This is a genomic window from Nocardia bovistercoris (assembly GCF_015674855.1).
GTDB classification, from domain to species: domain Bacteria; phylum Actinomycetota; class Actinomycetes; order Mycobacteriales; family Mycobacteriaceae; genus Nocardia; species Nocardia bovistercoris.
In genome coordinates this window covers 411,253-436,566 of the sequence record NZ_JADMLG010000004.1, presented here as the reverse complement: position 1 = coordinate 436,566, position 25,314 = coordinate 411,253, and the positions used below count along the sequence as shown (strand labels likewise).

Below are 25,314 nucleotides of genomic sequence, written 5' to 3'. Positions count from 1 at the left end.
CCGGCGAACCCAACTGTCACATTCTCGGGCAACCTTGCCATTTCCGACAGTCGAACGAAAGCCCTGACTTTTCGGGCAACCCGCTGCGTTCGTCCCGTCGCCCGTATGTCCTCACCTGGAAATATTCGGTGGACGGGACGTAGCGTCGCGAGCCACCGCACATCATCGCCGGTAAGTCTGAGAAAACGCTGACCATTATCCGAGAACATGCTGACCGCCACCGGACAGCATTACAAGATCACCCGAAGTGCCCGCGCTACTTCTTGTCCTTCGGCTTGTCGGCGGCGGCGTCGGAGGACAGCGCGGCGACGAAAGCTTCCTGCGGCACGTCCACCCGCCCGATCGTCTTCATGCGCTTCTTGCCCTCCTTCTGCTTCTCGAGCAGTTTGCGCTTACGGCTGATGTCACCGCCGTAGCACTTGGCGAGCACGTCCTTGCGGATGGCGCGGATGTTCTCGCGGGCGATGATCTTCGAACCGATCGCGGCCTGGATCGGCACCTCGAACTGCTGACGCGGAATCAGCTCGCGCAGTTTGGTGGTCATCTTGTGGCCGTATGCCTGCGCCGCGTCGCGGTGCACGATCGCGCTGAACGCGTCGACCGCCTCGCCCTGCAACAGGATGTCCACCTTCACCAGCTGCGACTCCTGCTCGCCCGCCTCCTCGTAGTCGAGCGAGGCGTAGCCGCGGGTGCGCGACTTCAGCGAATCGAAGAAGTCGAAGATGATCTCCGCCATCGGCATCGTGTAGCGCAGTTCGACGCGGGTCTCGGACAGGTAGTCCATGCCGCCGAGATCACCGCGCCGCGACTGGCACAACTCCATGATCGAGCCGATGAACTCGCTCGGGGAGATGATCGTGCACTTCACGATCGGCTCGAAGACGCTGCGGGTCTTGCCTTCCGGCCAGTACGACGGATTCGTGACGACGTGTTCGGCGCCGTCCTCCATCTCCACCCGGTAGACCACGTTGGGCGCGGTCGAGATCAGGTCGAGGTCGAACTCGCGTTGCAGCCGTTCGCGGGTGATCTCCATGTGCAGCAGACCGAGGAAGCCGCACCGGAACCCGAAGCCGAGCGCCACCGAGGTCTCCGGCGTGTAGGTGAGCGCGGCGTCGTTGAGCTGCAACTTCTCCAGCGCGTCCCGCAGGTCCGGGTAGTCGGAGCCGTCCACCGGGTACAGACCCGAATAGACCATCGGGCGAGGTTCGCGATAACCGGTCAGCGGTTCGGTCGCGCCGCCGCGCGCCGCCGTCACGGTGTCGCCGACCTTGGACTGGCGCACATCCTTCACACCGGTGATCAGATAGCCGACCTCGCCGACGCCGAGACCCCGCGTCGGCTTCGGCTCGGGCGAGACGATGCCGATCTCGAGCAGCTCGTGGGTCGCGCCGGTGGACATCATCTTGATCTTCTCGCGCGGGGTGAGTTTGCCGTCCACCACGCGCACGTAGGTCACCACGCCGCGATAGGTGTCGTAGACCGAGTCGAAGATCATGGCGCGCGCGGGCGCGTCGGCATCGCCCACCGGCTGCGGCACCGTCGAGATCACCTTGTCCAGCAGTTCCGGCACGCCGACACCGGTCTTGCCCGAGACCCGCAGCACCTCGTCGGGCTCGCAGCCGACCAGGCGCGCCAACTCCGCCGCGTACCGGTCGGGATCGGCGGCGGGCAGGTCGATCTTGTTCAGCACCGGGATGATCGTGAGGTCCTTCTCCATGGCCAGATACAGATTGGCCAGGGTCTGCGCCTCGATGCCCTGCGCGGCGTCGACCAGCAGCACCGCGCCCTCGCACGCCTCGAGCGCGCGCGACACCTCGTAGGTGAAGTCGACGTGACCGGGCGTGTCGATGAGGTGCATGACGTAGTCGACGCCGTCCACCTGCCACGGCAGCCGGACGTTCTGCGCCTTGATCGTGATGCCGCGCTCGCGTTCGATGTCCATCCGGTCCAGGTACTGGGCGCGCATCGCCCGTTCCTCGACCACACCGGTGAGCTGCAACATCCGGTCGGCCAGCGTCGACTTGCCGTGATCGATATGCGCGATGATGCAGAAGTTCCGGATCCGGGAGGGATCGGTGAACGTCGTGTCGGCGAAGCTGGCGGGCACTCCACTCCTCATGGGTATCGGCAAACTGCCGTCCATCGTCCCATGCGCGCCGGGCAAGGACGCCCCTCGGTGCCTCCGTCGGCCCGCCCGCCGCTGTCGCGAGGTCGCGAGGTCACCGCAGCGAGCCCGCGAAATCACCGCCGCGAACCCTGGCGGCCGCCACGCGGACCCGTAGCGCGACCTGCCGAAATCACGGCCACGTAACCCGGCGTCCGGTACGCGAGCATGTGGCGCGACCCGCTGAGAACACCGCGGCGCAACGGTGCGGAGGTCACCCGGATACGCGTCGCGACCTGCCGGATCGCGTCGCGCGTGTGAACTCGTGACTGCGCCGTTATCCTTCGATGATGGCCCGAACCTGGAACTCCATAGGCAAACAACTCGGCATCATCGCCAAAGAGCAGGGGCCGAAGGCCGTACGGCAGCAGGGGCCGAAATTCGTCGAGAAGCTGGTCGGCGGCCTGAGCGGACGGCGCGGCTCGAGTGCTCCCGGAGCTTCGGTGCGGCCGACCGCGTCGAAGCCGGTGCCGACTCGCGAACGCGCGCGCCAACTCGTGTACTGCCCGCAGCTGGACGGACGCGCCGATCCCGGTGAGATCGTGTGGACCTGGGTGCCCTACGAGGAGGACCCGAACAACGGCAAGGACCGACCGGTCCTGGTCGTCGGCCGCGACAAGCGCACCCTGCTCGGCCTCATGCTGTCCTCGAATCCGCGCCGCGCCGACGACCCCGACTGGATCGGGATCGGCAGCGGCAGCTGGGACCACGAGGGCAGGCCGAGCTGGGTCCGGCTGGATCGGGTGCTCGACGTCCCCGAGGACGGTATCCGGCGCGAGGGCGCGATCGTGGCGCGCAAGACCTTCGATCTGGTCGCGCACCGGCTCGTCGCCGAATACCAGTGGAGCTGACCGCCCTCAGGTGAGCATGTCGCGCGTGCGTCCGAAGAGGGCGCCGTAGACCAGCGCGCCGAGCGCGCCGCCGATCAGCGGGAACACCACGAACGCCCATACCTGTCCGCCCGCGCCCTGCTGATAGAAGGCCACGCCGAGACTGCGCGCCGGATTGACCGAGGTGTTGTCCACCGGGATCGAGATCAGGTGGATGACGGCCAGCGTCACACCGATGCTCAGCCCGGCCAGCGGCACGTCGGAGATCTGGTCGGTCGAGGCGAGCACGACGAACACCAGCAGCGCGGTCAGCATCACCTCGACGATGATCATCGCGGCCATGCCGTAGCCGTTCTGCACGACCACCTCGCCGAGCGGCCCCTTCTGCGCCGACGGACTGTGCGCGCCCCACCCGTTGGCGCCGAGTCCGTCGAGCTTGCGGTCATAGGAGGGCAAATTCTTGGCGACCGCGAAGAGCACGAGGCCCGCGAGGAATGCGCCGATCATCTGGGCGATCACGTAACCGGTCGCCACCACGGCCGAGATACGCCCGAGCAACAACTGCCCGAGCGTCACCGCCGGATTCACGTGACAGCCAGAAATCGGGCCGATCGAATACACCAGGAACATGAGGGTGAGGCCGAAGGCGAGCGCGACACCGAGCGCACCGACCCGCTCACCGGCCAGAACCGCAGTGCCGACACCACCCATCACCAGCACGAACGTGCCGAGCGCTTCGGCTCCCCACTTCTTGGCGTCGGGCACCGGTCCTGCCTCGGCGACCTCCTCGACAACTTCCTGAGCCGTGGGCGACATAGGCGCAGTCCCTTCGAGATCGGACCCCCGGCGGGGCCGTTGCGAAATTTCTGGGTACTGCTCAGAAGGCTACGAGTTCATATGGCAACCTCGCGGCAAAACACGCACTATGCCAGTCGTGTGATTTCCACTACGACCTCCAGATCCGTCGATCCGCCGCCGGAGAAGATCCCCTTCAACGGCGGCACATCGGCGTAGTCGCGCCCGACGCCGACCGACACGTGCTGTTCGTTGATGGCGATGTTGTTGGTCGGGTCGTACCCCCACCACGCGCCGGTCCACGCCTCGATCCAGGCGTGCGACTGCCCCGCCACCGTCGCGCCGATCTCCGCGCCGGGATGCGGATGCAGATAGCCCGACACGTAGCGGCTCGGAATGCCCATGCCGCGCAGCAGCACCAGCGTCAGATGCGCGTAGTCCTGGCACACGCCCTGCCGGTCGGCGAACGCCTGCACCGCCGAGGTGTGCACCGAGGTCGTGCCGGTGATGTATTCCATCTCCTGATGCACCCACTCGGCCACCCGCACCACCGCCTTCGCGGGCGGCACCCCCTTCGACAGCTGCTTGGCGACCGAGGCGAGTTTGCGGTCACGCGGCACATACTCGGTGGGCGCGAGCATCTCGTCGAAGCGATCCGCCAACCGCTCGTTGCGCAATTGCTCCCAGGACAGTTCCTCGGCGGGTCCGGCGAACGGTTCGGTCTCCACCACCGACGCGCCCGTCACCTCGAGTTCGGTATGCGGGGCGTGCAGGTCGAAGGCCGTCACCGCGGTGCCCCAGTAGTCGGTGTAGCGGTAGGAACGGGTCGCGGGCACCGTCTCGACCCGGTTCAGGATCACGTTCTGCCTGCTGTCCGCGCGCGGAGTGAGCCGCGCCTCGTTGAACGAGCGGGTCACCGGCGCGTCGTACACGTAGCCGGTGGTGTGCACCACCCTGATCCGCCAACTCATAGCTCGCCCTCCACCTGCACTCGGCTGTCCTGACTGCTGCGCAGGTCGGTCCACGCCACCCAGGGGGCCGCGTGGAAGTACTGCAACGCGATCGCCTCGCTGACCTCGCGGCAGGTGCGCTGCAACGACAACAGGCGATTCTGGAGGTCTTCGAGCAGCACGCCCGGCGGCAAAAACTCCAACTCGCTGCGCGCACGGCCGAGCAACCGCTGGGCCTCGTGCCGCGCGCCGACCCGGCTGCTCGGACGCTGATCCAACTCCGCGAGACAGTTCTCCGCGACCCGCACCGAATGGAAGACCGAACGCGGGAACAGCCGGTCCAGCAAGATGAACTCGGCGACCCGGTGCGCGTCCAGCGCGCCGCGGTGGGTGCGCAGATAGGTGTCGTGCGCGCCCGCCGAACGCAGCACCGTCACCCAGGCCGGTGACGACGTCCGGTCACCGGCGCGCGAGAGCAGCAGGCGCACGGTCATGTCCACGCGTTCGATGGAGCGGCCGAGCAGCAGGAAGCGGTAACCGTCGTCGCGGCTCAGCGTGGAATCCGACAGGCCGGCGAACATGGCGGCCCGGTCCTTGATGTAGTGGAAGAACTCGTGCGGGCCGACACTGCGCGCGGCCTTCTCGGTCGCCGCGAGGCCGATGTAGGTGGCGTTCAAGCACTCCCACATCTCGCTCGAGGTCACCTCGCGCGCGCCGCGGGCGTTCTCGCGGGCATTGGAGACCGAATCGATGATCGAACCGCCGTGCTCGTGGCTGAAGGCGACCAGGTCGGTCACCGACCACACGTCGAGTTCGCCCTCGGGCGGTTCGATGCCGAGGACCCGCAGCAGCACCCGCGAGGTGCGGTCGGGGTCGACGGTGGCGTCCTCGAGCAGTTGGTGCACCGCCACGTCGAGGATGCGGGCGGTGTCGTCGGCGCGCTCGACGTAGCGGCCGATCCAGTACAGCGATTCCGCGTTGCGGGCCAGCATCAGCGCACCTCACCCTCGATCGCGGGTCCATGCGCCCGGCGCCGCTCCTGACTCCGGCCCTGCCCCTCGCCCTTATCCCATCCGTGGCCCTGGTGCTGGTGCGGGCGCCTGCCGTGTACCAGGCCCAGGTCCTGCACCTCGTGCTGTGCCTGGTCCTCGTGCTGTGCCTGGTCCTGGTGCTGCCCGCGGCGCCGGCTATGGTCCTGGTGCCGGCCGTGGCCCTGGTGCTGGTCGTGTACCAGGCCCTGGCGCTGCACCTGATCCTGCACCTGCACTTGGCGCCGGTCCTGGCCTTGGTCTTGATGCTGACCTTCGCGCTGGTTATGGCCTTGGTGCTGGTGCAAGCGCAGGCCGTGTCCCTGGCCTTGGCGCCTACCTTGCCCCTGGCGTTGCTCCTGCTGTTGTTGCTGCTGCTGTTGATTCGCTTGTGCGGCGCTGAGATCGCGGCCGAGTTCGAAACCGTCGGACTGCGGCGGGTCGCTCACCAGTTCCTCGCCCGCGAGCTCGCGCTCCTCCGGGGAGGCGCGCCCGGTCAGCACCCAGGTGTCCTTGCTGCCGCCGCCCTGGCTGGAGTTGACGACGAGCGAACCCTCCGGCAGCGCGACACGGGTGAGACCGCCGGGCAGCACCCAGATGTCGTCGCCGTCGTTCACCGCGAACGGGCGCAGGTCGACGTGCCTCGGCACCAGCTCGTTGCCGATCTTGGTCGGCACCGTGGACAACTGCACCACCGGCTGGGCGATCCAACCGCGCGGATCGGCCTTCACCTTGCGCCGCACCGCGTCCAGTTCACGCTGGGAGGCGTCCGGCCCGATCACGATGCCGTAGCCGCCGGAACCCTCGACCGGCTTGATCACCAACTCCTCGATCCGGTCGAGCACCTCGTCGCGTTCGTCGTCCAGCCAGCAACGGTAGGTGTCGACGTTCGGCAGCACCGGCTTCTCGTTCAGGTAGTACTCGATGATGGTCGGCACATAGGTGTAGATCAGTTTGTCGTCGCCGACGCCGTTGCCGACCGCGTTGGAGATCACCACATTGCCCGCGCGCGCCGCGTTCAGCACACCCGCGATGCCGAGCACCGAATTCGGCTGGAAATGCATCGGATCAAGGAAGGTGTCATCGATGCGGCGGTAGATCACGTCGACCTGGCGTTCGCCCTCGGTGGTGCGCATGTAGACGAAGTTGTCGCGGCAGAACAGGTCACGGCCCTCGACCAGTTCCACGCCCATCTGCCTGGCCAGCAGCGAATGCTCGAAGTAGGCCGAGTTGTAGACCCCGGGTGTGAGCACCACCACGGTCGGGTCCGCCTCGTTCGGCGCGGCCGAGGCGCGCAGCGCGTTCAACAGGAAGGACGGATAGTCGCCGACCGCGCGCACCCGGTGGGAGAAGAACAAGTCGGGGAACACCCGCGCCATGGTGCGCCGGTTCTCCATGACGTAGGACACACCCGACGGCGAACGTAGATTGTCCTCCAGCACACGGAAATCGCCGCGCTCGTCCCGGATCAGGTCGATGCCCGCGACGTGGATGCGCACCCCGTTGGGCGGCACCAAACCCGCCGCCTCACGGTGGAAATGCTGGCACGAGGTGACCAGCCGCTTCGGGATGACCTGCTCGCGCAGGATGTTCTGCTCCCCGTAGACATCGGCCAGGAACAATTCCAGCGCGACCACACGCTGTTTGATCCCGCGTTCGAGCTTGTTCCACTCCGCGGCGGCGATCACCCTCGGCACCAGGTCGAGCGGGAACGGCCGCTCCTGACCCGACAGCGAGAACGTGATGCCCTGATCGATGAACGCCCGGTCCAGCGCGTCCGAGCGGCGCTCCAGATCCGCGACGTCGATCGGCGCGAGCGCGGCGAAAATCCCGCGGTAGGGCTGTCGCACCCGGCCCGAATGATCGAACATCTCATCGAACGCACCCGCGTATCGACCCGGCTTATAGCCCTCGAACAGGCCCGATGTCACTGCGCGGCGGTGTCCGTCGACCTGCCCGTTCGACCCCTTCGGGTTCGGTACGGTTGATCGGCCCGAACGCGGCGGGGAGGCGGAAGTCATGCAAAAATCGTGCAACACCCGCCTGCAATGGAGTGTGAGACACAGGTAAATTTCTTGCATCACCTGGACGGCACGCAACGAAAGTCCGGTTGACGCAACGGTTGGTTGTAAACGGTCGATTACCCCGGTCGCGGTACCGACCTCGCGGTGGTATCCGCGTCGATTTCGTCCGCCGGAGCACGACTGGTAGCCTTGACCTTCGGCGTGGCGTTATCGCGCGCGAAAGCTTAGTCAGAGTAATTCTGCCCGGCACATCACTCAGCGACAGGAACACGAGGAAACAGGCGTGGCCAATATCAAGTCCCAGATGAAGCGGATCCGCACCAACGAGGCGGCGCGCCTGCGCAACCAGTCGGTCAAGTCCGCTCTGCGCACCGCGATCCGCAGCTTCCGCGAGGCCGCCGAAGCGGGGGACAAGGAAACCGCCGTCAAGCGTCTCCGGTTCGCCAGCCGCAAGCTGGACAAGGCGGCCTCCAAGGGCGTCATCCACGCCAACCAGGCCGCGAACAAGAAGTCGGCCCTCTCACTGGCGCTCAACAAGATCTGATTCCGGTATCGGATGATCCGATACCGCGCGTTCGCACGCCGCCGTGGCCTCGAAGACCACGGCGGTTTGTTGTATCGAACGCAACAACTGCGGTGATGCCGCATCCCCTGACGAGTTCACCCGGCAGTAGCCGGCTTGTCGGTGCGGGCGGCTACGATTCCGCGCATGGTAACCGTGTACGCGAATCAGACTGTGGTCAGGGCCGAGGATCTTCCGGACGTCATCCGGGCGGCCGAGGTGTTGGGGTTCGGGCTGAAGATCGAGAATGTCCTGGTCCCCGACGAGGACGGCGGCTACTCACCGGAGTGGATCGTCACCCGGGAGGACGAGGTGCCCGCGTACGAGGAGTGGGACGGCCGGTACGAGGAAACCGAGGACGAGGACGGATTGGTGCTCACCGCGGCCGAGTGAGTCCGCGCGGCACAGATCCGGTCCCCTTCGACCAGTAATCGTCGCCGGCCGGGGATCCGTCGAACGGGCGGACCCCCGACCGGCGACATCCGCGACCGCAGCTGTCAGCGGTGCCCTTCGAAGCCGCGGTCCCTCGAAAAGCCACGACACTCGGCAGCCGCAGCCTCGACGACCAGGAACCGGCGTCAACGCGCCCCTTCGGATAACCGCGTCTGCGATGGCCGCAGCACTCCGATGGATGATGCCCTTGTCGAAGTAGCCGCGGCACCCGCAATCACTGCCCTCGGTCAACAGCAGTCTCGGTGACCGCGCCTCCGAGTCGGAGTCCATCGAGCAACGGCAGCCCTCGAGTGGTCACGCCCTCCAGTGACCACGGACCTTCAGCGACCGCAGCTCTCGAATACCCGCAGGCGGAGGTGACCGCCCTTCCGATCGGCAGATTGTTCGGGTGCCGCGATGCGGACGGTGGACTCGGCCCGGCGTGGATGTGCTCACGGTGACGCTGCCGTGCGGGCAGTCCGCGACGCCGGGGGACTGAGAGTCCCCCCGTGGGGTTGGTCGATCGGCTGCCACTCGGTGGCCGCAGCCTCAGTTCACGCAGGGCACGCTGTCGCCCGCGATGGCGGCGTCGAAAGGGTTTCCCGCGTCCGGAGTCGGAAGGTGCGAAGTCGGAGGCTTGGTACGCGCTGCGGTGGGGGCGGTCGTCGTCGCCGAGGATTGTGCGGGGGCCGAGCGCGCGGGCGCGACCGTGGGGGTCGCGGCGGCCGTCGCCGGAACCAGTCCGGGCGGGGGTGCGAAATCGGCGCCGAGCACCACCTTGATGCGGCCGGTCGTCACCGAGGACGAGGCGATCACCGGTAGTCCGCCCAGTGCCTGGGCGAGTCGGCCCGCGTCCACCGAACCGCCCGGGCCGTAGTAGACCGCACCGGCGTCGCGGTCGGCCGGTGACTGCCGGACCGTTCCCACCGGAAAACCGCGGGCGGTCAAGGCGCTCGACAGCGCGGACACCGAACCCGCCATTCCCGCGTCGACGATATCCACGACCACACTGGACTGCTGATACGCCGGGACGGTCGCGGACGGCTCGGATTCGCCGAAGGCCGCGCGCACCTCGCGCCGGATGGCGGCCGGGTCGACGATGTTCACGTCCTGGCCGTCGATCACGTCGTAGCGCAGCACCGGCAGGGTGCGGAACTCGACGGTCGGGTTGTCGGCCGAGCCGACGGTGCGCAGGAAATCGGTGACATTCCAGCCCTCGGACAGCACCACGTTGCGGTGGGCGACATCCATGAGCGCGGACAGTTTGCCCATATCCGTGAACGTGCCCGATCCGCGCAGTTCCAGTGCCACCGCGGTGAGGAACGCCTGCTGCCGGTGGGTTCGGTCGAGGTCGCCGTTGGTCAATCCGTGGCGCTGCCGCACGAAGGCCAACGCCTGCGCCGGGTCGAGACGCTGACGCCCCGCCGGGAAGTCCGCGCCGGAGAATTCCGAATCGAGCACCGGATTGTTCAGGCAGACCTCCACACCGTCGAGGGCTTTCGCCAGATCGTAGAAACCGGCGAGCGTGACCTCGGCGAACCGGTCGATGGGGACACCGGTCAGGGCACGCACCGCCTGGACAACCGAGGCGCGACCCGCCTCCCGCCCGGCGTGCTCCAACGTGACCGGGTCGGTGACGCCTCTGGCCTCCATCTGGCCCTGCACCGCGGCCTTCTTCAGACCGTAGGTCTCCTTGATCTTGACGTGCGAATAACCCGGGATACCCGAGACCGCCACATAGTCGTCGCGCGGAACGGATACCGCCGTGATCTTCGACATGTCGGCCGGAATGTGCACCAGGATCAGGGTATTGGCGTTGTAGCCGCCTTCGTCGCTGTCGCCCGCGTGCAGCTGGTCCAGGATCTCGGCGGGTAAATCCTTGCCGTCCCGGTCCTTTCGCGTGTCGAGGCCGATGAGCAGGATATTCATGTCGCCGTCGAGCGAATGCGGAGCGTCCGCGCCGATCGCGTCCGATCGCAGGAATCCGCCGTCGAAACCGTTCGCCGCCGCCCATCCCACCGCCACGCCCGCCAGCACCGCCGCCGACAGCATTCCGGCGAGTGTCCTGGTGATCGCACCCGCTACCCGACGCGTCCGCACCTCGCGTGGGCCAGCCCGCCGAGTGGACCTGTCCTCAGGCCGCTCGGCCGGAGCGAGACGCGGACTCGGCGTCGTGATGTCTTCGTCCATGGCCGACTTCCAGTGTGACACGCACCGGTAGCCGGACAGTTGCCATCACGAATGCCGATCCGGTGTCAGCTCGCGCCGTGCAGGTCAAGGATCCTGGACAACGCCTGTTCCAGCGCGAAGTTCGCATCCGCCGCGCCACCCTTCACATCGGCGTTGAGCGCCGCGACCACTTGGAGCGCGGCCCCGATGCCCGCCGGATTCCATCCCCTGGCCTGCGCCTGCGCCTTCTTCACCTTCCACGGCGGCATCCCGAGTTGCTGGGCCAGCTTGAACGGGTCGCCTCGACCGGCCGAACCCACCTTGGCGATGGTGTGCACCGAGTCCGCGAGCGCGTCGGCGAGCAGCACGTGCGGGACGCCTCGGTCGGTGGCCCACCGCAATGCTTCCATGGCCGCCGCCCTGTCGCCGACCACCGCGAGTTCGGCGACCTCGAATCCGGTGACCTCCGCCTTACCCGAGTAGTACCGCCGCACCGCCGCCACGTCGACCTTGCCCCCGGTGTCGGCCGCGAGTTGCGAACACGCCGCCGCCAACTCCCGCAGATCCGAACCCACCGACTCCAAGAGCACCTGCACCGCCTCACCCCCGACCCGCAACCCGGCCGCCCTGAACTCGGCGCGCACGAACTCGACCCGCTCCGCCGCCTTGCTCACCTTGGCGCAATCATGGGTGAACGCCCCGGCCTTCTGCAACGCGGGCGCCAACGCCTTCGCCCGCCCCCCACCCGAATGCACCACGACGAGCACCACCCCCTCCGGCGGATCGCTCACCGCCGCCGTGATGACCCCCACCGCCTCCTTGCCCGCCTCCGCCGCCGACTCGAGCACGATCACCCGATCCTCGGCGAACAACGAAGGACTCAACAACTCCGACAACTCCGCGGTACTCGCGTCCCCCGCCCGCAACCGATCCACCGGCACCGCATCCGGGTCGGGCGCCGTCGCCCGCACCCGCGCGACCACCCCCGACACCGCCCGATCGATCAGCAGCTCTTCCTCACCGAGCACCAGATGCACCGCAGGGACACGTTCGCTCACGGCAGCGATCCTACGATCCGTGTCCGACACCCGCGCCGACCACCACGGAAACCGTCCCGCCGCCTCGGTCCGCGACCGCCGGGCGCGGCGCGCGATGCGGGTTCGGTTGCGGCTGGTGACCGTGCGCGGGCCGGAGGCTGGGCCGAGGACCACGATGTCGCCGTGGTTGTCGGTTCTGAGCACCGTCGCGCCCAGTTGTTCGAGCTCGGTGAGGATGCCGGGGTGCGGATGGCGGAAGGGGTTGCCCGCGCCCGCCGAGACGATCGCCAGTCGCGGGGACACGGCGGCCAGGAATTCCCTTGTGGTAGTGCGTGACCCGTGATGCGGGACCTTCAGTATGTCGGCGCGTACGGCGGTCGGGTCGGCTCCGGTCAGGCGGCGTTGGGCGGACGCCTCGATATCGCCGGTCAGCAGGATCCGGCCCGCCACGGTGGTCGCGGCCACCACGACCGAGCGGTCGTTCGCTTCGACGCCGCCCTCGCCAGGTCGGTTGGATATCGCGGGTGCGAGGACCTCCAGTCTCAGTGCGCCGAGTTCGAGCAGGCGCCCTTCGGAGAGTTCCAGGATCGGAATGCCCGCTCGGTCGGCGACCGCACGGACCTGGGCCGCACCCTCGGCCTCCCCACGCCTGTCGCCGCCGCGCTCGTCCCCCGGTGCTCTACCGCGTCGTTCACCGCCACCATCGCCACTGCCTGCCTGCGCGTTGTAATCGGCGGGCCTGTCGGCGGTTGATGTGTGGTCGGGGGTGATGTCCAGTTCGTGTGGTGCGACAGCGATCGCCGCGACCGTGCGGTTTCGTAGTGCTCCGGTGAGTCCGGCTATGTGGTCGGCGTGCGGGTGGGTCAGTACCAGGAGGGGGATGCGGTCTACGCGGAGGCGATCGAGGCAGGCGTCGATCAAGCGCGGGTCGGGGCCGGTGTCTACGACGACGGCGGAGTTCGTGTCGGTCGACAGGGCGAGGGCGTCGCCTTGACCGACATCACAGGCCGCGAAAGCCCAGCCTCGGGGCGGCCAGCCGGGGTGCCAGAGGTGGACGGGGACCAGGATCGCCGCACATCCGAGGAGAGCGGTGACGGCGAGTCGGCGTATCGCCCGCACACGCAGACCCAGGACGAGCGCGATGGCCGATACGGCGGCCACGATGCCGCCGAGCGTGCCTCCGGGGACCGTCACCGAGGCGCCGGGGACGGTCGCGGAGTGTTCGGCGACCGTCAGCAGCCACCACAGGGGTGGGGCCGCCGCACGCAGGACGATCTCGGCGACGACGGGTGACAGCCATGCCGTGGCAGCGCCCGCCGCGCCTATGACGGTGACCGGCGCGACAGCCGGGGCTACGAGGATATTCGCAAGTACCGCGACAGGATTAACGCGGCCCGACAGTGCGACCAGTATCGGTGTCGTCACGACGAACGCAGCGGCCGAGACGGCGACCAGTTCGGCGGGCAGCCGCCACCACCCGTGTGCCCGCAACCGGTCCGACCAGCTCGGCGCGAGGAGGATCAGCCCGGCGGTGGCCACGACCGAGAGCGCGAACCCGGCGCTCACCGCGAGCTGCGGCTGCCATGCCAGCAGGCCGATCACCGCCGCGCACAATGCGGGCAATGCTTGTTTGCGCCGTCCGGTGACCAGTGCCAGCAAGGTGACGACACCCATCGCGCCTGCCCGCAGCACGCTGGGGTCGGGACGCGCGACGACCACGAACATGATCAGGGCCGCGCCCGCGGTGACGGCCGCCACCCGCGGACCGAGCCCGATCAGCCGGACCACGAACAACACGACGGTGAGCAGAATCGTGAAATTCGTTCCGCTGACCACCGTCAAGTGCTGGAGCCCTGCGGTCTCGAAATCCGTACGCACCGAATCCGACAGCGCGGAGGTGTCGCCGACCACCAGCGCGGGCAGCAGTCCGGCGGCACGGTCGGGCAGCGCCTCGGACGCCGCGGCGGCCAGGTGGGCACGCACCGATATCGCCGCGCGCTGCCACCACGGCAGGGCGCCGACCGCGCGCGGCGCTCCCGTCGCCCGCAAGGTCACCACCGTGAGGTCGCGGAACCGCGCGGGCTCCACCCTGGCGCGGAACGCGATCGCCCGACCGGGCGGCACCCGACTCCACGAATCGCCCTCACCGAGGATCACCACCGCTCCCCCGGCGCCGAACTCGGCCCCGCCCTGCTCGAAACTCACCAGCCCCGCCCGCACCACCCACATCCGCTGTCCGCCGAAAGTCCCACCGCGCACCGCCTTCGGATCATCGCTCGGCGTCACCACCACCGACACCGACTTCCCGATCGCGTCCCGCAGCGGATGCTCGGCCACCCGGTACTCCCGCCACGCGGCGGCCGAGGCGAACCCCGACGCCAACAGCAGCACCGCCGCCGCCACGCTGACCCAGCCGACCCACCCTCGCCGCCGCGCGGCCCACCACACTCCCGCAGCCAGGAATACCGATACACCGGCCAGCCCGACCCCCACCCGCCACCCGCCCGTGACCGCCGCGATGGTCACCATCCAGCAAGTGAGTGCCGCGGGGAACAACCGCGCATCCAGCAACTCGACACCGCCGTCGCGTTCGGCGCCCTCGATCCCGTCCCTCCACCGACGCGCACGCGCACCGATCCCACGCCCGATCCGGCTGTCGCCGAACGACTCTCGCCGCCCTGTGGCCCGCATTGTCACGCCACCACCAACCGGAGCAGATCCACAGGCGATCCAGGTCCCGCCGAGCTGATTCCAGGTGCAACTCGACGGCCCGATCCGCTGCCCGCCTTGTGTTCAGCCGAACATCTACCGGATCCGACAGCGCCGGAACGTGTCCCGCGCCTCGCCGATATCGGCATCGCGCACGACACGCTCTGCCTCGATATCGCCGCGCCGCGTTGACGTTGCGGCCGTCTGTCCGACCGATACACCGCCGGGCCGGTCGTACCTCGTTCCGGCACAAGAGGTGCGCAACCACGAGTGCCGCTCGACGACACCCCGCTCGGCCTACTAGTCCCCGGCCAGACCTGACCGCGCCGCACGCCGCGTCTGACCGCGACCGCCGACAGCCCGTGACCGTGGTCGACCGTCGGGTTCATACCGTCACCAGTTCGCGCAGGCGGGTCAGTCGGGCCGGGCCGATGCCGTCGATATCGCCGAGCTGTTCCACATCGGTGAAGCGTCCGTTGGTGGTGCGCCAGGCGACGATGGCGCGGGCGGTGACCGGACCTACACCGGGCAGGGCGTCCAGGTCGGATTCGGTGGCCTTGTTGAGGTCGACGCGGGCGGTGGGGCCTGCGGGGTGCGAGGCGCCCGAGGTGGTGGGTCGAGAGGCGGCGTTGATCGTGGTGCTGCCAAGTTGCGGGGTCGCGCGGTCTGGCACTGCCGGACCGACCAGGACTTGGTCACCGTCGCCGAGGCGCTGAGCCAGGTTCAGGCTGGTCAGGTCGGCGCCGTCGAGAGCGCCGCCCGCCGCCGTGATCGCGTCGGCCACGCGGGCGCCTGCGGGAAGGTGCTTCAGACCACCCGTGCGGACCAGACCCACCACACTCACCACAAGTTCCCCCGTCGCCGCGGGCGTCGCAGCGGGTACCGCGGCATCCGCGCCGTTTCGCGGGACGTCGGCGCGCGGCACATCGGCCCGACCGCTCGGCGCGGCCGCCGCCGAACTGGTGCGGACCGACGGCACCGGCGGAACAGCCTGCGCGACAGGCTGTTCACGAAACACCACAACCGCGGTGATGATCGCGGCGAGCAGACCCACCAGCGCCAAGGTGACCACGCCCCGTCGCCCCGGATCCCACCGTGCGCCATGAAACCGCTTCGGCACCAACCGCTCCCACCGCCGACCCGCGCCAGGACCGTCAGCGGACTCCCGCGGTGCGGACCCCCAACCCTCATCCTTCGCCGCATCATCCATCCACGCACGCGCCCTTTCGGACACTCCGGACCGACTGTCCGTCTCGCCGAACCGAGCCGATTCCACCGAGTCGCCATCGATATCGGCGCGCCCCCCGGCGTCTTCGCCCGCCGTGAATCGACCATCGGATCTCACGATCCGAGTCGCCCCCGGCGGCGCGCTGTCAGCATCCCGATCGCCGATCCCGAACTCACCAGGAAGGTGTCGACGGTCGTCCCCGGCGTTTCGGGTCGACTCCGCCGCCCCGTACTCGAAGTCACCTGTGTGGACGCGATCGACGTCTCCGATCCACGGCGGAATCGCGGGTTCGCCATGAGTGTCCGCTCCGTCGCGTCCGCTTTCCGGCGCCGCGTATCGAGGGTCGGCGCCGACGAATCGTGTCGGAGTGTCCGGCTCGTCCGGGATCGTCGCGGGCAGTTCATCGAGATCCCAGTTCCCGCCGGGGAGTACACCGATCGCCGGGCGGAACGAGGCGGGCGACACGTCCGGCGGCCCGGTGGTCTCCCCTCGGTCGACGCGCATATCGGCACGGCTGTGGCGTGGTGCTCGACGGTGTGTGTCGAGAGTCGTGACCGGTGACCTGCGGTGGTGCGCGATGGTCGGCGGCGTTCCGGTTCGGCCGTTACCGCTTTCCGAGGCCAGTACGCCCAGTCGGCGGCGGATGCGCTCGCGCTCGTCGTGTCGTGACATGGGGGCGACGCTAGGCGGGTCACGCGTCGAACCGGACAGCTCGACCTGGGCTTTCGGAATGCCTGTGGATATCGGGACACCTGTGGATGAATCCCGATACAGGCCGCCTACACGCGGCGCATGACGGAGACGACCTTGCCGAGGATGACCGCCTGGTCGCCGTCGATGACCTCGTAGGCGGGGTTGCGGGGTTCGAGGTGTACGTGGCCGTCGCGGCGGCGGTAGACCTTGACCGTGGCTTCACCGTCGATCATGGCGGCGACGATCTCCCCGGAGTGCGCCTCCTGTTGCCGACGGACCACGACGATGTCACCGTCGCAGATGGCGGCGTCGATCATGGAGTCGCCGCGCACGCGCAAGCCGAATACCGTACCGCGACCGACGAGTTCGCGCGGCAGGGTGAGGCTGTCGTCGGTGTGCTCCTCGGCGAGGATGGGCGTGCCCGCGGCGATGTCGCCGAGCACCGGAACGTCGACGGAGTCCGAGGAGTCCGCGCGCGGGGCGGAACTCTCCAGGAACATCCGCACGTCGATCGGGCGCGACACGGTGCCGCTGCGCCGCAGAAAGCCCTTCTCTTCCAGGCTTTTCAGGTGTTTGGAGACCGAGGAAGTCGACCGCAACCCGACCGCGTCACCGATCTCGCGGGTGCTCGGGGCATACCCGTGCCGAATCACCCACTCGCGGATCGTCACGAGAATGCGCTGCTGACGAGGCGGCAGCGTCGAGGTGTCGATATGCTCGTAGGCGTGGTCGTATCCGGTCACCCGGAAATGTTAGAGGCCAGGATGAATCCGCTCGCCACGAGGCACACCGGAGATTCCGCGAGGATGCGTGGACGGATACTCACACCGGCTTCGCGAAGCAGTTGGACAGTGGAAGTACCTCGTAGGGCGGGAAGAGCGGGATGCGGTGGTAACCGCTGCGTTCGTAGAACCGGACGGCTTCGGGTTGCAGGTGGCCGGTTTGCAGGATGAGTCGGGGGCGGCCCGCGGCGCGTGCGGCGTCTTCAGCGGCGGTGAGCAGCAGGGACGCCGCGCCGGAGCCGCGATGCGCGGGGCGCACGAACATGCGCTTCAGTTCGAGATCGTCACCGTTCCAGCGGAGGGTGGCGTGGCCTACCGGTTCGGCCGAGTACACGACGAAGGTGCGGTGCACGGTCGCCGGGTCGACGGCGTTGGGGGTGTTGCCCCGCAGGGATTCAGCCAGATAGGCGTAGCGCGGGCCGACTTCGGCGGCCATCTCGTCGCGCAGTGTCACCGCGTCGGGGTGGTCCCATTCGACGACGGTGACGCTCAGTGCGGGCCGGATCGGCGGACGCGCGGAACTCGTCATGATCGTGATGCTAATGATCACCTACGTGAGCGGCACCTGTTGCACTCGACACGATTCGAGCCTTTCCCGATCGGGACGCCCCGCTCACCCGGCGCCATCTGTCGGCAGATCGCAGCCTCCGGGCACCACGAGTACTCCGACCGCGCCGACGCCGAGGTGCACGCCGAGGGCCGGGCCGAATTCGGCGACGATGAGTTCGCGGATGTCGGGCAGTTGTTCGCGCAACTGGCCGCTGACGATGTCGGCCGCCTCGGGCGCGCCGAGATGCTGCACCGCGACGGCGGCGCCGTCGGTGCCCGCCGCCTCCACCGCTGCCGCGACCAGCCTGCCGTACGCCTTGGATCTGGTGCGGACCTTCTCGCGCAGTTCGAGGCGTCCTTCCACGATCTGCAACAGCGGTTTGGTGACCAGTTCGCTGCCGAAGAAGACCGCCGCGCTGCTCAGTCGACCGCCTTTGCGAAGCTGTTCGGTGCGGTTGACCAGGATGAAGGTGCGTGCTCGCCGCGCCGCTGTGACCGCGGCCTCGTAGACCGCGTCCAACGCGGCGCCCGCGCGGGCGCGGCGGGCGGCGGCCAGGGTCGGCAGTCCGGTCGCGAGTCCGGCGCCGAGAGAGTCGACGACGCGCACGCGGTCGGCGGCGTCCATGTCGCGCACCGCTTGGACGCCCGCTTCCCAGGTCGCGGACAGTTGCCTGGACAGGTGCACGGCGACCACGCCGTCGCCGCGGCTGCGTTCCAGCGCCTGTTCGTAGACTTCGCGCAGTTCGCCGGGGGACGCGGCGGAGGTGCTCACGGTGTCCGCGCTGTAATCGATCTCGATCGGATCGACGCCCTCGCGCACCGTGCGGTCGCCGACGAGCACGTGCAGCGGCGCGACGACGATGCCCCACTCGGCGGTGAGTTCGGCAGGCAGGCTCGAGGACGAATCGGTGACGACCACGACGGCCACGGACTACCGAACCTCCTGCAAGGTCTTCACCATCGCGGTTGCCACGGCGCTGTGTCCGGCCCAGCCCCAGTGGATGCCGTCGGGGTTGGCGTCGCCGGAGAAGATGTTGTCGCGCACCGCTTCCGCGAGGTCGACCAGCGGCACGCCGCTGCGCTGCGACCATGCGCGCAGCGCCCGCACCGCGGGTTCGCGTCCGCGATGCACGCGCCCGTATGCCTCGCAGTCGTGCACCGAGGGCAGTACGGCGACGAACGGCAGTTCGGGGCGCAGTTGCGCGAGCGCCGCCCGCGACTGTTCCAGGTAGTCGACGCTGACCTTCGGCGGCAACGCCACCGGACGCCCGAGTTTGGACAGCCGAGGTTGCAGCCAGTTGTAGGTGTTGCGCACGATCCGGCGCAGCCACGACGGGCGCACGTACCGGATGAGTTCGCGCAGCGCGGTCGGCAGCGGCGACGGCAGGGTGTCCATGCCGCCGACGGCGAAGACCACGGCGCCCGCGTTCGGCACCGTCGCCCACACCCTCGGATCGCCGATGAGCGCCCAGTAGCCATCGCGGCAGGTCCAGCCGATGCGACCGACCAGTTCCACGTCCCACTCCAGTTCCGCGCCGACCAGATTCGGCCAGATCCTCGGATGGTCGGCGGGCAGTCCGCCTTTCGGCCCGAAGTAGGACAGCGAATCGGCGATCACGAGCAATACCGGTCGCCCGGATTCCCGCCCGGTCGGCGCGGTCCGCTCCGCGGCGACAGGCGTGACGCTCTCCGCGCCCGATTCGGCCGCCTTCTCGGGAGCATCGTCCGGTACCGACCGGACGGCATCTTCAGTGGGCATCACTTCAGAGGACATCGGGAGCTACCTTCGCCGCTGCGTTCCACACATCGAGGCGCCAACCCGGCTGTTCGATGCCGGGACCGTGACTGCTCAACTGCACCCAACTGGTATTGGCCAGCCCACCGAGAATGGGCCAGTTCCGCGGCGGCAGATCCAGCAGCGCGGCCGTCAAGCCCGCGATCAGCCCGCCGTGCGCCACCAGGATGATAGTCCGGCCAGGCCAATCCTGCCGCCGCGCGAACAATTCCTGGACAACCGGCAGCGAACGCGCGCCGACCTCGAGTTTGCTCTCCCCGTTCGGCGGGCGATATTCGGCGTCGAGCCGCCACGCGACCCGCGCGCCCGGATAATCGGCGTCGACCTCGAGGTGGGTCAACCCCTCCCAGTCACCGAGGTGGGTCTCCCGCAGCCGCCGATCGAGGACCACCGGCACCTCGGTGTGCTCGGACAACGCCGCCGCGGTGTCGTGCGCGCGCTTGAGATCCGACGACACGATCGCTATCGCATTGCGCGAAACCAGTTCCCGTGCCGCCTCCTTCGCCTGCCGACGCCCGAGTTCGGTGAGATCGGTGTCGATCTGGCCCTGCATGCGATCCGCGGCATTCCATTCGGTCTGCCCGTGGCGCAACAGGATCAGTGTGCGCACGCTCGCGTACTTGTTCATCGTGCCTCCGTGGTGAACGAGCTGAGATATCCGGCGATCCGCTCATTCACTCGCGCGCGGATCGCCGATCCCGTCCACCGGGACCACCGGACAATCCTTCCAGAGCCGTTCCAGCGCATAGAAATTACGCTCGTCGTTGTGCTGGATGTGTACGACGACATCGACGTAGTCGAGCAACGCCCACCGGCCCTCGCGGGTGCCCTCGCGCCGCACCGGCTTGTGCCCGGCCTCGCGCAACCGCTCCTCGACATTGTCGACGATGGCGTTTACCTGGCGTTCGTTCGGCGCGGAGGCGATCACGAAGCAGTCGGTGATCACCAACTGTTCGGAGACGTCGAGCACTACGACGTCGGCAGCCAGCTTCTCGTCCGCGGCGCGCGCGGCGACCTGCGCGATCTCGACCGACTCGACAGATGCCGTCATTCAGTTACCTTCCGCTCTGCGGGCACGTAGAGGCGCCGCTTCGATATGTACTGCACCACGCCGTCCGGGACGAGGTACCACACCGGCCGGTTCTCGGCGGCGCGGCGACGGCATTCGCTCGACGAGATCGCCAAGGCCGGGATTTCGATCATGGTCACCGCGTCGCCGGGAAGATCGCGTAGATGTTCCCGCAGATGATCGGTGTTCAGCTCGTACCCCGGTCGACTCACCCCGACGAACTTCGCCAGTTCGAACAGTTCGGACCAATCCTGCCATGTCAGGATGTTGGCCAGCGCGTCCGCACCGGTGATGAAGTACAGCTCGGCGTCCGGATGCTTGGCCCGCGTCTCGCGCAGGGTGTCCACGGTGTAGGTGACCTTGCCTCGGTCGATGTCGGCGCGGCTGACCGAGAAGCGGGGATTGGACGCGGTCGCGATCACCGTCATCAGATAGCGGTCCTCGGCGGGGCTGACCTGCTTGTCCGCCTTCTGCCACGGCTGACCAGTCGGCACGAAGACGACCTCGTCGAGGTCGAACCGATGGGCCACTTCGCTGGCGGCGACCAGGTGGCCGTGATGGATGGGATCGAAGGTCCCGCCCATGACGCCCAGCTTGCGGCCGGACCGCCCTGTCTCTTGCATGAGTGTCGAGCTTAACCGGTGCCCCGCGGCGGCCACACGCGACGACGGCCCGCCACCGTTGTCACGGTGACGGGCCGTTCGCGGACACTCAGCTGGAGACGATGTCGCGGATGCCGGGCTTCAGCACCGAATCCAGCTTCGACCACGGCACGGTGATGACGATGTCGCCCGCGGCATGGCTGGCGATCTCACCGAGGTGGATCTCCATGCCGCCGGGGGTCGCCAACCACAGCCGGTAGTTGAACTCGGTGGCCTCGATGCCGCTCTTGAAGTAGGTGTCCCCCGCGCGGGTCTTCGGCACCTCGATCGCGGCCTGCTCGGCCAGCGCGTTCAGGCCCGCCTGGGTATCGGTGAACAGGTCGCGCAGGGTGATCGCCGCGCCGGTGTCGGCATTGGTCACATGCGATTCGTAGGCATTGTTGGGATGCGCGGCGCCCTCGCCGTAGGTGCTGACGACGAGCAGGCCGCTGACCACCCTGGTACCGATGTAGGTGACCTGACCGTGTCCGGGTTCGAGGGTGAAGGTGGTCTCCACCCGGTCGATCCAGGTCTGCGCGAGCGCCCGCATGGCGTTGTTGAACTCCGTGCGGGCGGCGTCGGACCCGCCGGTGACCTGCGGTACGTCGATCCGGTAGCCGGGTCCTTCCAAGCGCACCGACGCCGCGCTGAAACCGCCTGCGTGCTGCGGCGCCTGCGCGACCGGCTGGGCGCTCGCATTCGATTCCAACCCGGCCGCGCAGGCGGTCAGTGACGCGGTCATCATCCCGGCGATGGCCAGTGCGGCGGCGAACTTCCTCATGTCGAACTCCGAATACTCGATGTGCCGGGGCTTGTCCCCCTTGTGGAGTCCACGATGCGCGAGCGCGCCAAAGACATTCCAAACATCCGCCAATGGCGGCTTCACTGTTCGCGTGCCCGCATATTCGCCAGCTGCCGACGGGTGTGGGCCAGTTCCGCGGTTACTTCGTGACTCGGGTCGAGTCGCTCGAGTTCGGCGACCAGGTCGCGCAGTGCGGTGAGCGCGCGCTCCTCCCCCGATTCGGCGCCGCCCCAGAACTCGAGCCAGGCAGCCGAGCGGAGACAGCGCGCGCGGGCCGCCACGCGGTCGAGTTCGCCCCACAGGTCGGCCGCGCGCAGGTAGTCGACCCGAGCCTGATCGTCCTCCCCGCAGGCGTCCAGCGCCGAAGCCGCCGCGGCGGCCAGTTCGGCGCGCAACCGCACCTGCTCCGGCCGGTTCTCGATCAGTCGCGCGGCCTCGGCGAACTGCCGCGCCGCCTCACGATGACGCCCGACCATGGTCAGCGACTTGCCGTACTGGGAGCGCAATACGGCCATCTCGGTGCCGGGATAGGGTGCGGCGCCCGCCGCGATCGGCTGCTCGAACAGGGCGGCGGCCGCACCGTGACGACCGGCGCGGAAGTGGGCGCGGGCCGCGACGAAGGTCAGGTGGGTCGCGTCGGCGTCGGAGATACCGTCCCAGCGCGCCGCCGCCCGCAACGCCGCGTCGGCGAGTTCCTCCTCCCGCCCCGCCTGCCCCGATATGACCATGACCAGCTGCGATCCCAGTCGCGCCAGATGCTCGGCGGGCAGTGCGCGCGCACCGAGCGTCAGCGCCTCGCGCAACTGCCGCTCGGCGAGTTCGGGGTCGTCCAGCAAATGAATCGCGGCCTGTCGCGCGAGTTCCACGGCGGCCTCGGCCCGATCGGCGGCTGCGGTGTCAGACACGGCAGCCGGACCCGCCGCTGCCGAATCCGCGCGGGCATGCTTCGGCATCCTGACGCTGCCCGCCAGGTCGCGCGACGCCATGTCCGACGCTGGATCCGCACTCGGCGGACCCGCTGCCGAGCCCACATCCAGCGGGTCGAGTGAGCGCCCCCTCGGAGCAGGCGACGCAGCACTCACGTCGCCGTCAGCGGGCACCCCGCCCTCCGGCATTCTCCGCACCATGGCTGAGGATCGTCGACACCGCGCCCAACGATTTCCTTAAGGAATTCTTTCGGGCACGGCTCGGCGACAGCCCGATCGGCATACAACTTCGTTATCGCGCGGGCGCGCCGAAATGTGACAATCGGCCCGCCCGAACACCGCGAGGTGCGGAAATCGCTCAGGGACGTTTGGTTTTGGGCAGTTTGGCGACGATCGCGTCATAGGACTGATCGACGAGTTCACGGACCTCGTCATCGGGGACCGCGCCGCCGAGCCCGACCTTGTTCCAGCCGTAGCGACCGATATACGGCGATACCGAGACATCCTCGGGATACTGCGCGACCAGTTCGTCGGCTTCGAGGCGGGACGCGCCGCATTTCAACCCGACCGACTCGGGGCCGAGGAAAGCGAAGATCTTGTCGCCGACCTTGGCCACGACATCGCCCTCCCACGGCTCGTCGCGGCGCGCGCCCGGTTTGCTCAGGCAGTAGGCCAGCACCTCGGCGCCGTCCATATCCGTCTCCTCACACCGGCAGCAGTCGGGAGACCACTTCGGTCAACTGTCGGGCCGAACGGCATTCGTGCATTTCGATGACTTCGCGGTAGCGGTCGGCCGCCGAATCGCCCGAACCCCACTGGTTCAGCGGTTCCGGATTGAGCCAGTGCGCGTGCTTGGCGACCCCGACCAGCGACCGCAGCGTCGCCAGTTCCGGATCGCGGTAATTGGTGCGCGCGTCCCCGAGGATGAGCAGCGAACTGCGACTGGTGACGGCCTCGGGGAATTCGGTGACGAACGTGCTGAGCGCGTGGCCGTAATCGGAATGCCCGTCGTAGCCGACGACCTGGGATTCGGAGAAGATCTTGCTCATCGCGCTGTCGAGTTGGGTGTGCGGGTCGAAATACTTCGTGACCTCGTCGGTGCGGTCGACGAAGGCGAAGATGCGCACCCGCGAGAACTGTTCGCGCAGCGCGCTCACCAGCAGCAGCGTGAAATTGCTGAATCCGGCCACCGAACCCGACACGTCGCAGAGCAGTACGAGTTCCGGCCTGCCCGGCCGGGGTTTGCGGTTCACCAGATCGATCGGCACGCCGCCGGTCGACATGGATTTGCGCAGCGTCTTGCGCAGGTCGATCTCCCCACGCCGCGCGTGCCTGCGCCGCACCGCGAGTCGCGAGGCCAGAATGCGCGCCAGCCGCTGCGTGCCGCGGCGCAGTTCGACCAGTTCGCGTTCGGAGGCGCGCAGGAAGTCCACGTCCTCGGCCTGCCGCGCGACACCGTAGGTGGCGACGCGCTCGCGGCCGATGCGTTCGGCCACCCGCCTGCGCGTCTCGGCCTCGACGGTGGCACGGAACGCGTCGATGCGTCCGCGCGCGGCCCGGCGCGCGATCTCGGCATCGAATTCGCTGGTGTCAGGGCCAGCGGCGAGTCCTGCCAGGATCTTCGCCAGCAAGGTTTGCGGCTGCACCTCCTTGAGCGCCTGATACGCCGAGAAGGACGGTCCGCGCGCGGACTGGTACTGGCCGAGTTGTTCGACCAGTTGCGTTGCCAACTGTTCGAGAGCTTCGCTCGTGTCGTCCCTGGACAGCAGATCGGCCAGCAGGTCGCGCAACGCCTGGATGTCGACCTGGCCGGTGGGCGTGCGCGGGATCTCGATCTCCTCGGCTCCGGCCACGCGTTTCCCGATCGCGACCGGGAACCACAGGTCGAACAGGTCGTCGAAGGTCGCGCGGTGGGTGGTGCGGCGCAGCAGCGCGCACGCCAGTCCTTCCCGCAGCACCTCGCGGTCGAGCAGGTCGAGCACGGTGACGACCCGGCCCGCGTCCACCGTCTCCGAGGGGCCGACCGGGATGCCTCGGGTCCGCAATGCCTCCACGAATCCGACCAGGTGGCCCGGCAGTCCGTGCGGAGCGGCCGCGGACGCGAGGTCGCGGCCCGATCCGGCGGCCAC

Annotated in this window: 21 protein-coding genes and 2 pseudogenes; 3 read left to right on the top strand and 20 right to left on the bottom strand. The window is 68.5% G+C overall.

Features of this window, described 5'->3' with window-relative positions; translation table 11 throughout:
• Nucleotides 1–256: 256 nt before the first annotated feature.
• A complete protein-coding gene (lepA, locus tag IT779_RS13000) occupies nt 257–2,143 on the bottom strand; it encodes a translation elongation factor 4 (protein ID WP_269781576.1) in 1,887 nt (628 codons plus the stop codon).
• 311 nt (nt 2,144–2,454) lie between these two features.
• Here lepA and IT779_RS12995 point away from each other — a divergent pair, with 311 nt between their 5' ends.
• A complete protein-coding gene (locus IT779_RS12995) occupies nt 2,455–3,015 on the top strand; it encodes a type II toxin-antitoxin system PemK/MazF family toxin (protein WP_196149509.1) in 561 nt (186 codons plus the stop codon).
• Nucleotides 3,016–3,021: 6 nt separating this feature from the next.
• Here the strand turns inward: IT779_RS12995 and IT779_RS12990 are convergent, their stop codons facing one another.
• The 4 genes and pseudogenes from IT779_RS12990 to IT779_RS12975 all read right to left on the bottom strand — a co-directional run.
• Complete coding sequence (locus IT779_RS12990) at nt 3,022–3,810, bottom strand: aquaporin (RefSeq protein ID WP_196149508.1); 789 nt, start codon at nt 3,808–3,810, stop codon at nt 3,022–3,024.
• A gap of 107 nt (nt 3,811–3,917) precedes the next feature.
• A complete protein-coding gene (locus IT779_RS12985) occupies nt 3,918–4,760 on the bottom strand; it encodes a transglutaminase family protein (RefSeq protein ID WP_196149507.1) in 843 nt (280 codons plus the stop codon).
• Nucleotides 4,757–5,731: an alpha-E domain-containing protein gene (locus IT779_RS12980; protein WP_196149506.1), complete on the bottom strand. Its 975-nt coding sequence runs from the start codon at nt 5,729–5,731 to the stop codon at nt 4,757–4,759. The genes IT779_RS12985 and IT779_RS12980 overlap by 4 nt, the downstream gene beginning before the upstream one ends.
• A 371-nt stretch (nt 5,732–6,102) precedes the next feature.
• A pseudogene (locus tag IT779_RS12975) lies at nt 6,103–7,788 on the bottom strand (circularly permuted type 2 ATP-grasp protein); the annotation flags it as partial.
• A 286-nt stretch (nt 7,789–8,074) separates the two neighbouring features.
• Between IT779_RS12975 and rpsT the strand changes: the two are divergent.
• Together rpsT and IT779_RS12965 are read left to right on the top strand one after the other, a co-directional pair.
• A complete protein-coding gene (rpsT, locus tag IT779_RS12970; protein ID WP_196149505.1) occupies nt 8,075–8,335 on the top strand; it encodes a 30S ribosomal protein S20 in 261 nt (86 codons plus the stop codon).
• A 165-nt stretch (nt 8,336–8,500) separates the two neighbouring features.
• Entirely contained in the window at nt 8,501–8,746 is a 246-nt protein-coding gene (locus IT779_RS12965) for a hypothetical protein (protein WP_196149504.1), read from the top strand.
• A gap of 588 nt (nt 8,747–9,334) precedes the next feature.
• Here the strand turns inward: IT779_RS12965 and IT779_RS12960 are convergent.
• The 15 genes and pseudogenes from IT779_RS12960 to IT779_RS12895 form a co-directional block, all read right to left on the bottom strand.
• Nucleotides 9,335–10,975, bottom strand: a complete 1,641-nt coding sequence (locus tag IT779_RS12960) for an LCP family protein (protein ID WP_196149503.1) — start codon at nt 10,973–10,975, stop codon at nt 9,335–9,337.
• Nucleotides 10,976–11,040: 65 nt separating this feature from the next.
• The gene (gene holA, locus IT779_RS37720; protein WP_332838788.1) at nt 11,041–12,012 is read right to left on the bottom strand and encodes a DNA polymerase III subunit delta; all 972 of its coding nucleotides are present in this window, start codon (nt 12,010–12,012) and stop codon (nt 11,041–11,043) included.
• Between the two features lie 264 nt (nt 12,013–12,276).
• Nucleotides 12,277–14,220, bottom strand: a pseudogene (locus IT779_RS37715) (ComEC/Rec2 family competence protein); the annotation flags it as partial.
• A gap of 865 nt (nt 14,221–15,085) precedes the next feature.
• A complete protein-coding gene (locus tag IT779_RS12950) occupies nt 15,086–15,772 on the bottom strand; it encodes a helix-hairpin-helix domain-containing protein (RefSeq protein WP_332838778.1) in 687 nt (228 codons plus the stop codon).
• Between the two features lie 935 nt (nt 15,773–16,707).
• Nucleotides 16,708–17,364 (bottom strand): transcriptional repressor LexA, encoded by a 657-nt coding sequence (gene lexA / locus IT779_RS12945; protein ID WP_196149500.1) that lies wholly within the window; start codon nt 17,362–17,364, stop codon nt 16,708–16,710.
• Between the two features lie 79 nt (nt 17,365–17,443).
• Nucleotides 17,444–17,932: a GNAT family N-acetyltransferase gene (locus IT779_RS12940; protein ID WP_196149499.1), complete on the bottom strand. Its 489-nt coding sequence runs from the start codon at nt 17,930–17,932 to the stop codon at nt 17,444–17,446.
• 84 nt (nt 17,933–18,016) lie between these two features.
• Entirely contained in the window at nt 18,017–18,880 is an 864-nt protein-coding gene (locus tag IT779_RS12935) for a DegV family protein (protein WP_196149498.1), read from the bottom strand.
• A gap of 3 nt (nt 18,881–18,883) precedes the next feature.
• Nucleotides 18,884–19,711: a diglucosylglycerate octanoyltransferase gene (gene octT, locus IT779_RS12930; RefSeq protein WP_232541672.1), complete on the bottom strand. Its 828-nt coding sequence runs from the start codon at nt 19,709–19,711 to the stop codon at nt 18,884–18,886.
• Between the two features lie 4 nt (nt 19,712–19,715).
• Nucleotides 19,716–20,375 (bottom strand): histidine phosphatase family protein, encoded by a 660-nt coding sequence (locus IT779_RS12925; RefSeq protein WP_196149497.1) that lies wholly within the window; start codon nt 20,373–20,375, stop codon nt 19,716–19,718.
• 42 nt (nt 20,376–20,417) lie between these two features.
• Nucleotides 20,418–20,798: a ribosome silencing factor gene (gene rsfS, locus IT779_RS12920; protein ID WP_196149496.1), complete on the bottom strand. Its 381-nt coding sequence runs from the start codon at nt 20,796–20,798 to the stop codon at nt 20,418–20,420.
• Complete coding sequence (gene nadD, locus IT779_RS12915; RefSeq protein WP_232541671.1) at nt 20,795–21,439, bottom strand: nicotinate-nucleotide adenylyltransferase; 645 nt, start codon at nt 21,437–21,439, stop codon at nt 20,795–20,797. The genes rsfS and nadD overlap by 4 nt, the downstream gene beginning before the upstream one ends.
• Nucleotides 21,440–21,527: 88 nt before the next feature.
• Nucleotides 21,528–22,238, bottom strand: a complete 711-nt coding sequence (locus IT779_RS12910) for an RsiV family protein (RefSeq protein WP_196149495.1) — start codon at nt 22,236–22,238, stop codon at nt 21,528–21,530.
• Nucleotides 22,239–22,339: 101 nt separating this feature from the next.
• Entirely contained in the window at nt 22,340–23,164 is an 825-nt protein-coding gene (locus tag IT779_RS12905; RefSeq protein ID WP_196149494.1) for a hypothetical protein, read from the bottom strand.
• 379 nt (nt 23,165–23,543) lie between these two features.
• Complete coding sequence (locus tag IT779_RS12900; protein ID WP_196149493.1) at nt 23,544–23,879, bottom strand: MmcQ/YjbR family DNA-binding protein; 336 nt, start codon at nt 23,877–23,879, stop codon at nt 23,544–23,546.
• Nucleotides 23,880–23,889: 10 nt separating this feature from the next.
• The gene (locus tag IT779_RS12895; protein ID WP_196149492.1) at nt 23,890–25,314 is read right to left on the bottom strand and encodes a vWA domain-containing protein; all 1,425 of its coding nucleotides are present in this window, start codon (nt 25,312–25,314) and stop codon (nt 23,890–23,892) included.

What these genes read in the sequence shown, in the direction of transcription:
- lepA (WP_269781576.1), bottom strand. Translation starts at nt 2,143, where the DNA reads ATGGACGGCAGTTTGCCGATACCCATGAGGAGTGGAGTGCCCGCCAGC.
- IT779_RS12995 (WP_196149509.1), top strand. Translation starts at nt 2,455, where the DNA reads ATGGCCCGAACCTGGAACTCCATAGGCAAACAACTCGGCATCATCGCC.
- IT779_RS12990 (WP_196149508.1), bottom strand. Translation starts at nt 3,810, where the DNA reads ATGTCGCCCACGGCTCAGGAAGTTGTCGAGGAGGTCGCCGAGGCAGGA.
- IT779_RS12985 (WP_196149507.1), bottom strand. Translation starts at nt 4,760, where the DNA reads ATGAGTTGGCGGATCAGGGTGGTGCACACCACCGGCTACGTGTACGAC.
- IT779_RS12980 (WP_196149506.1), bottom strand. Translation starts at nt 5,731, where the DNA reads ATGCTGGCCCGCAACGCGGAATCGCTGTACTGGATCGGCCGCTACGTC.
- IT779_RS12965 (WP_196149504.1), top strand. Translation starts at nt 8,501, where the DNA reads ATGGTAACCGTGTACGCGAATCAGACTGTGGTCAGGGCCGAGGATCTT.
- IT779_RS12960 (WP_196149503.1), bottom strand. Translation starts at nt 10,975, where the DNA reads ATGGACGAAGACATCACGACGCCGAGTCCGCGTCTCGCTCCGGCCGAG.
- IT779_RS12940 (WP_196149499.1), bottom strand. Translation starts at nt 17,932, where the DNA reads ATGACGAGTTCCGCGCGTCCGCCGATCCGGCCCGCACTGAGCGTCACC.
- octT (WP_232541672.1), bottom strand. Translation starts at nt 19,711, where the DNA reads ATGCCCACTGAAGATGCCGTCCGGTCGGTACCGGACGATGCTCCCGAG.
- IT779_RS12925 (WP_196149497.1), bottom strand. Translation starts at nt 20,375, where the DNA reads ATGAACAAGTACGCGAGCGTGCGCACACTGATCCTGTTGCGCCACGGG.
- rsfS (WP_196149496.1), bottom strand. Translation starts at nt 20,798, where the DNA reads ATGACGGCATCTGTCGAGTCGGTCGAGATCGCGCAGGTCGCCGCGCGC.
- nadD (WP_232541671.1), bottom strand. Translation starts at nt 21,439, where the DNA reads ATGCAAGAGACAGGGCGGTCCGGCCGCAAGCTGGGCGTCATGGGCGGG.
- IT779_RS12910 (WP_196149495.1), bottom strand. Translation starts at nt 22,238, where the DNA reads ATGAGGAAGTTCGCCGCCGCACTGGCCATCGCCGGGATGATGACCGCG.
- IT779_RS12900 (WP_196149493.1), bottom strand. Translation starts at nt 23,879, where the DNA reads ATGGACGGCGCCGAGGTGCTGGCCTACTGCCTGAGCAAACCGGGCGCG.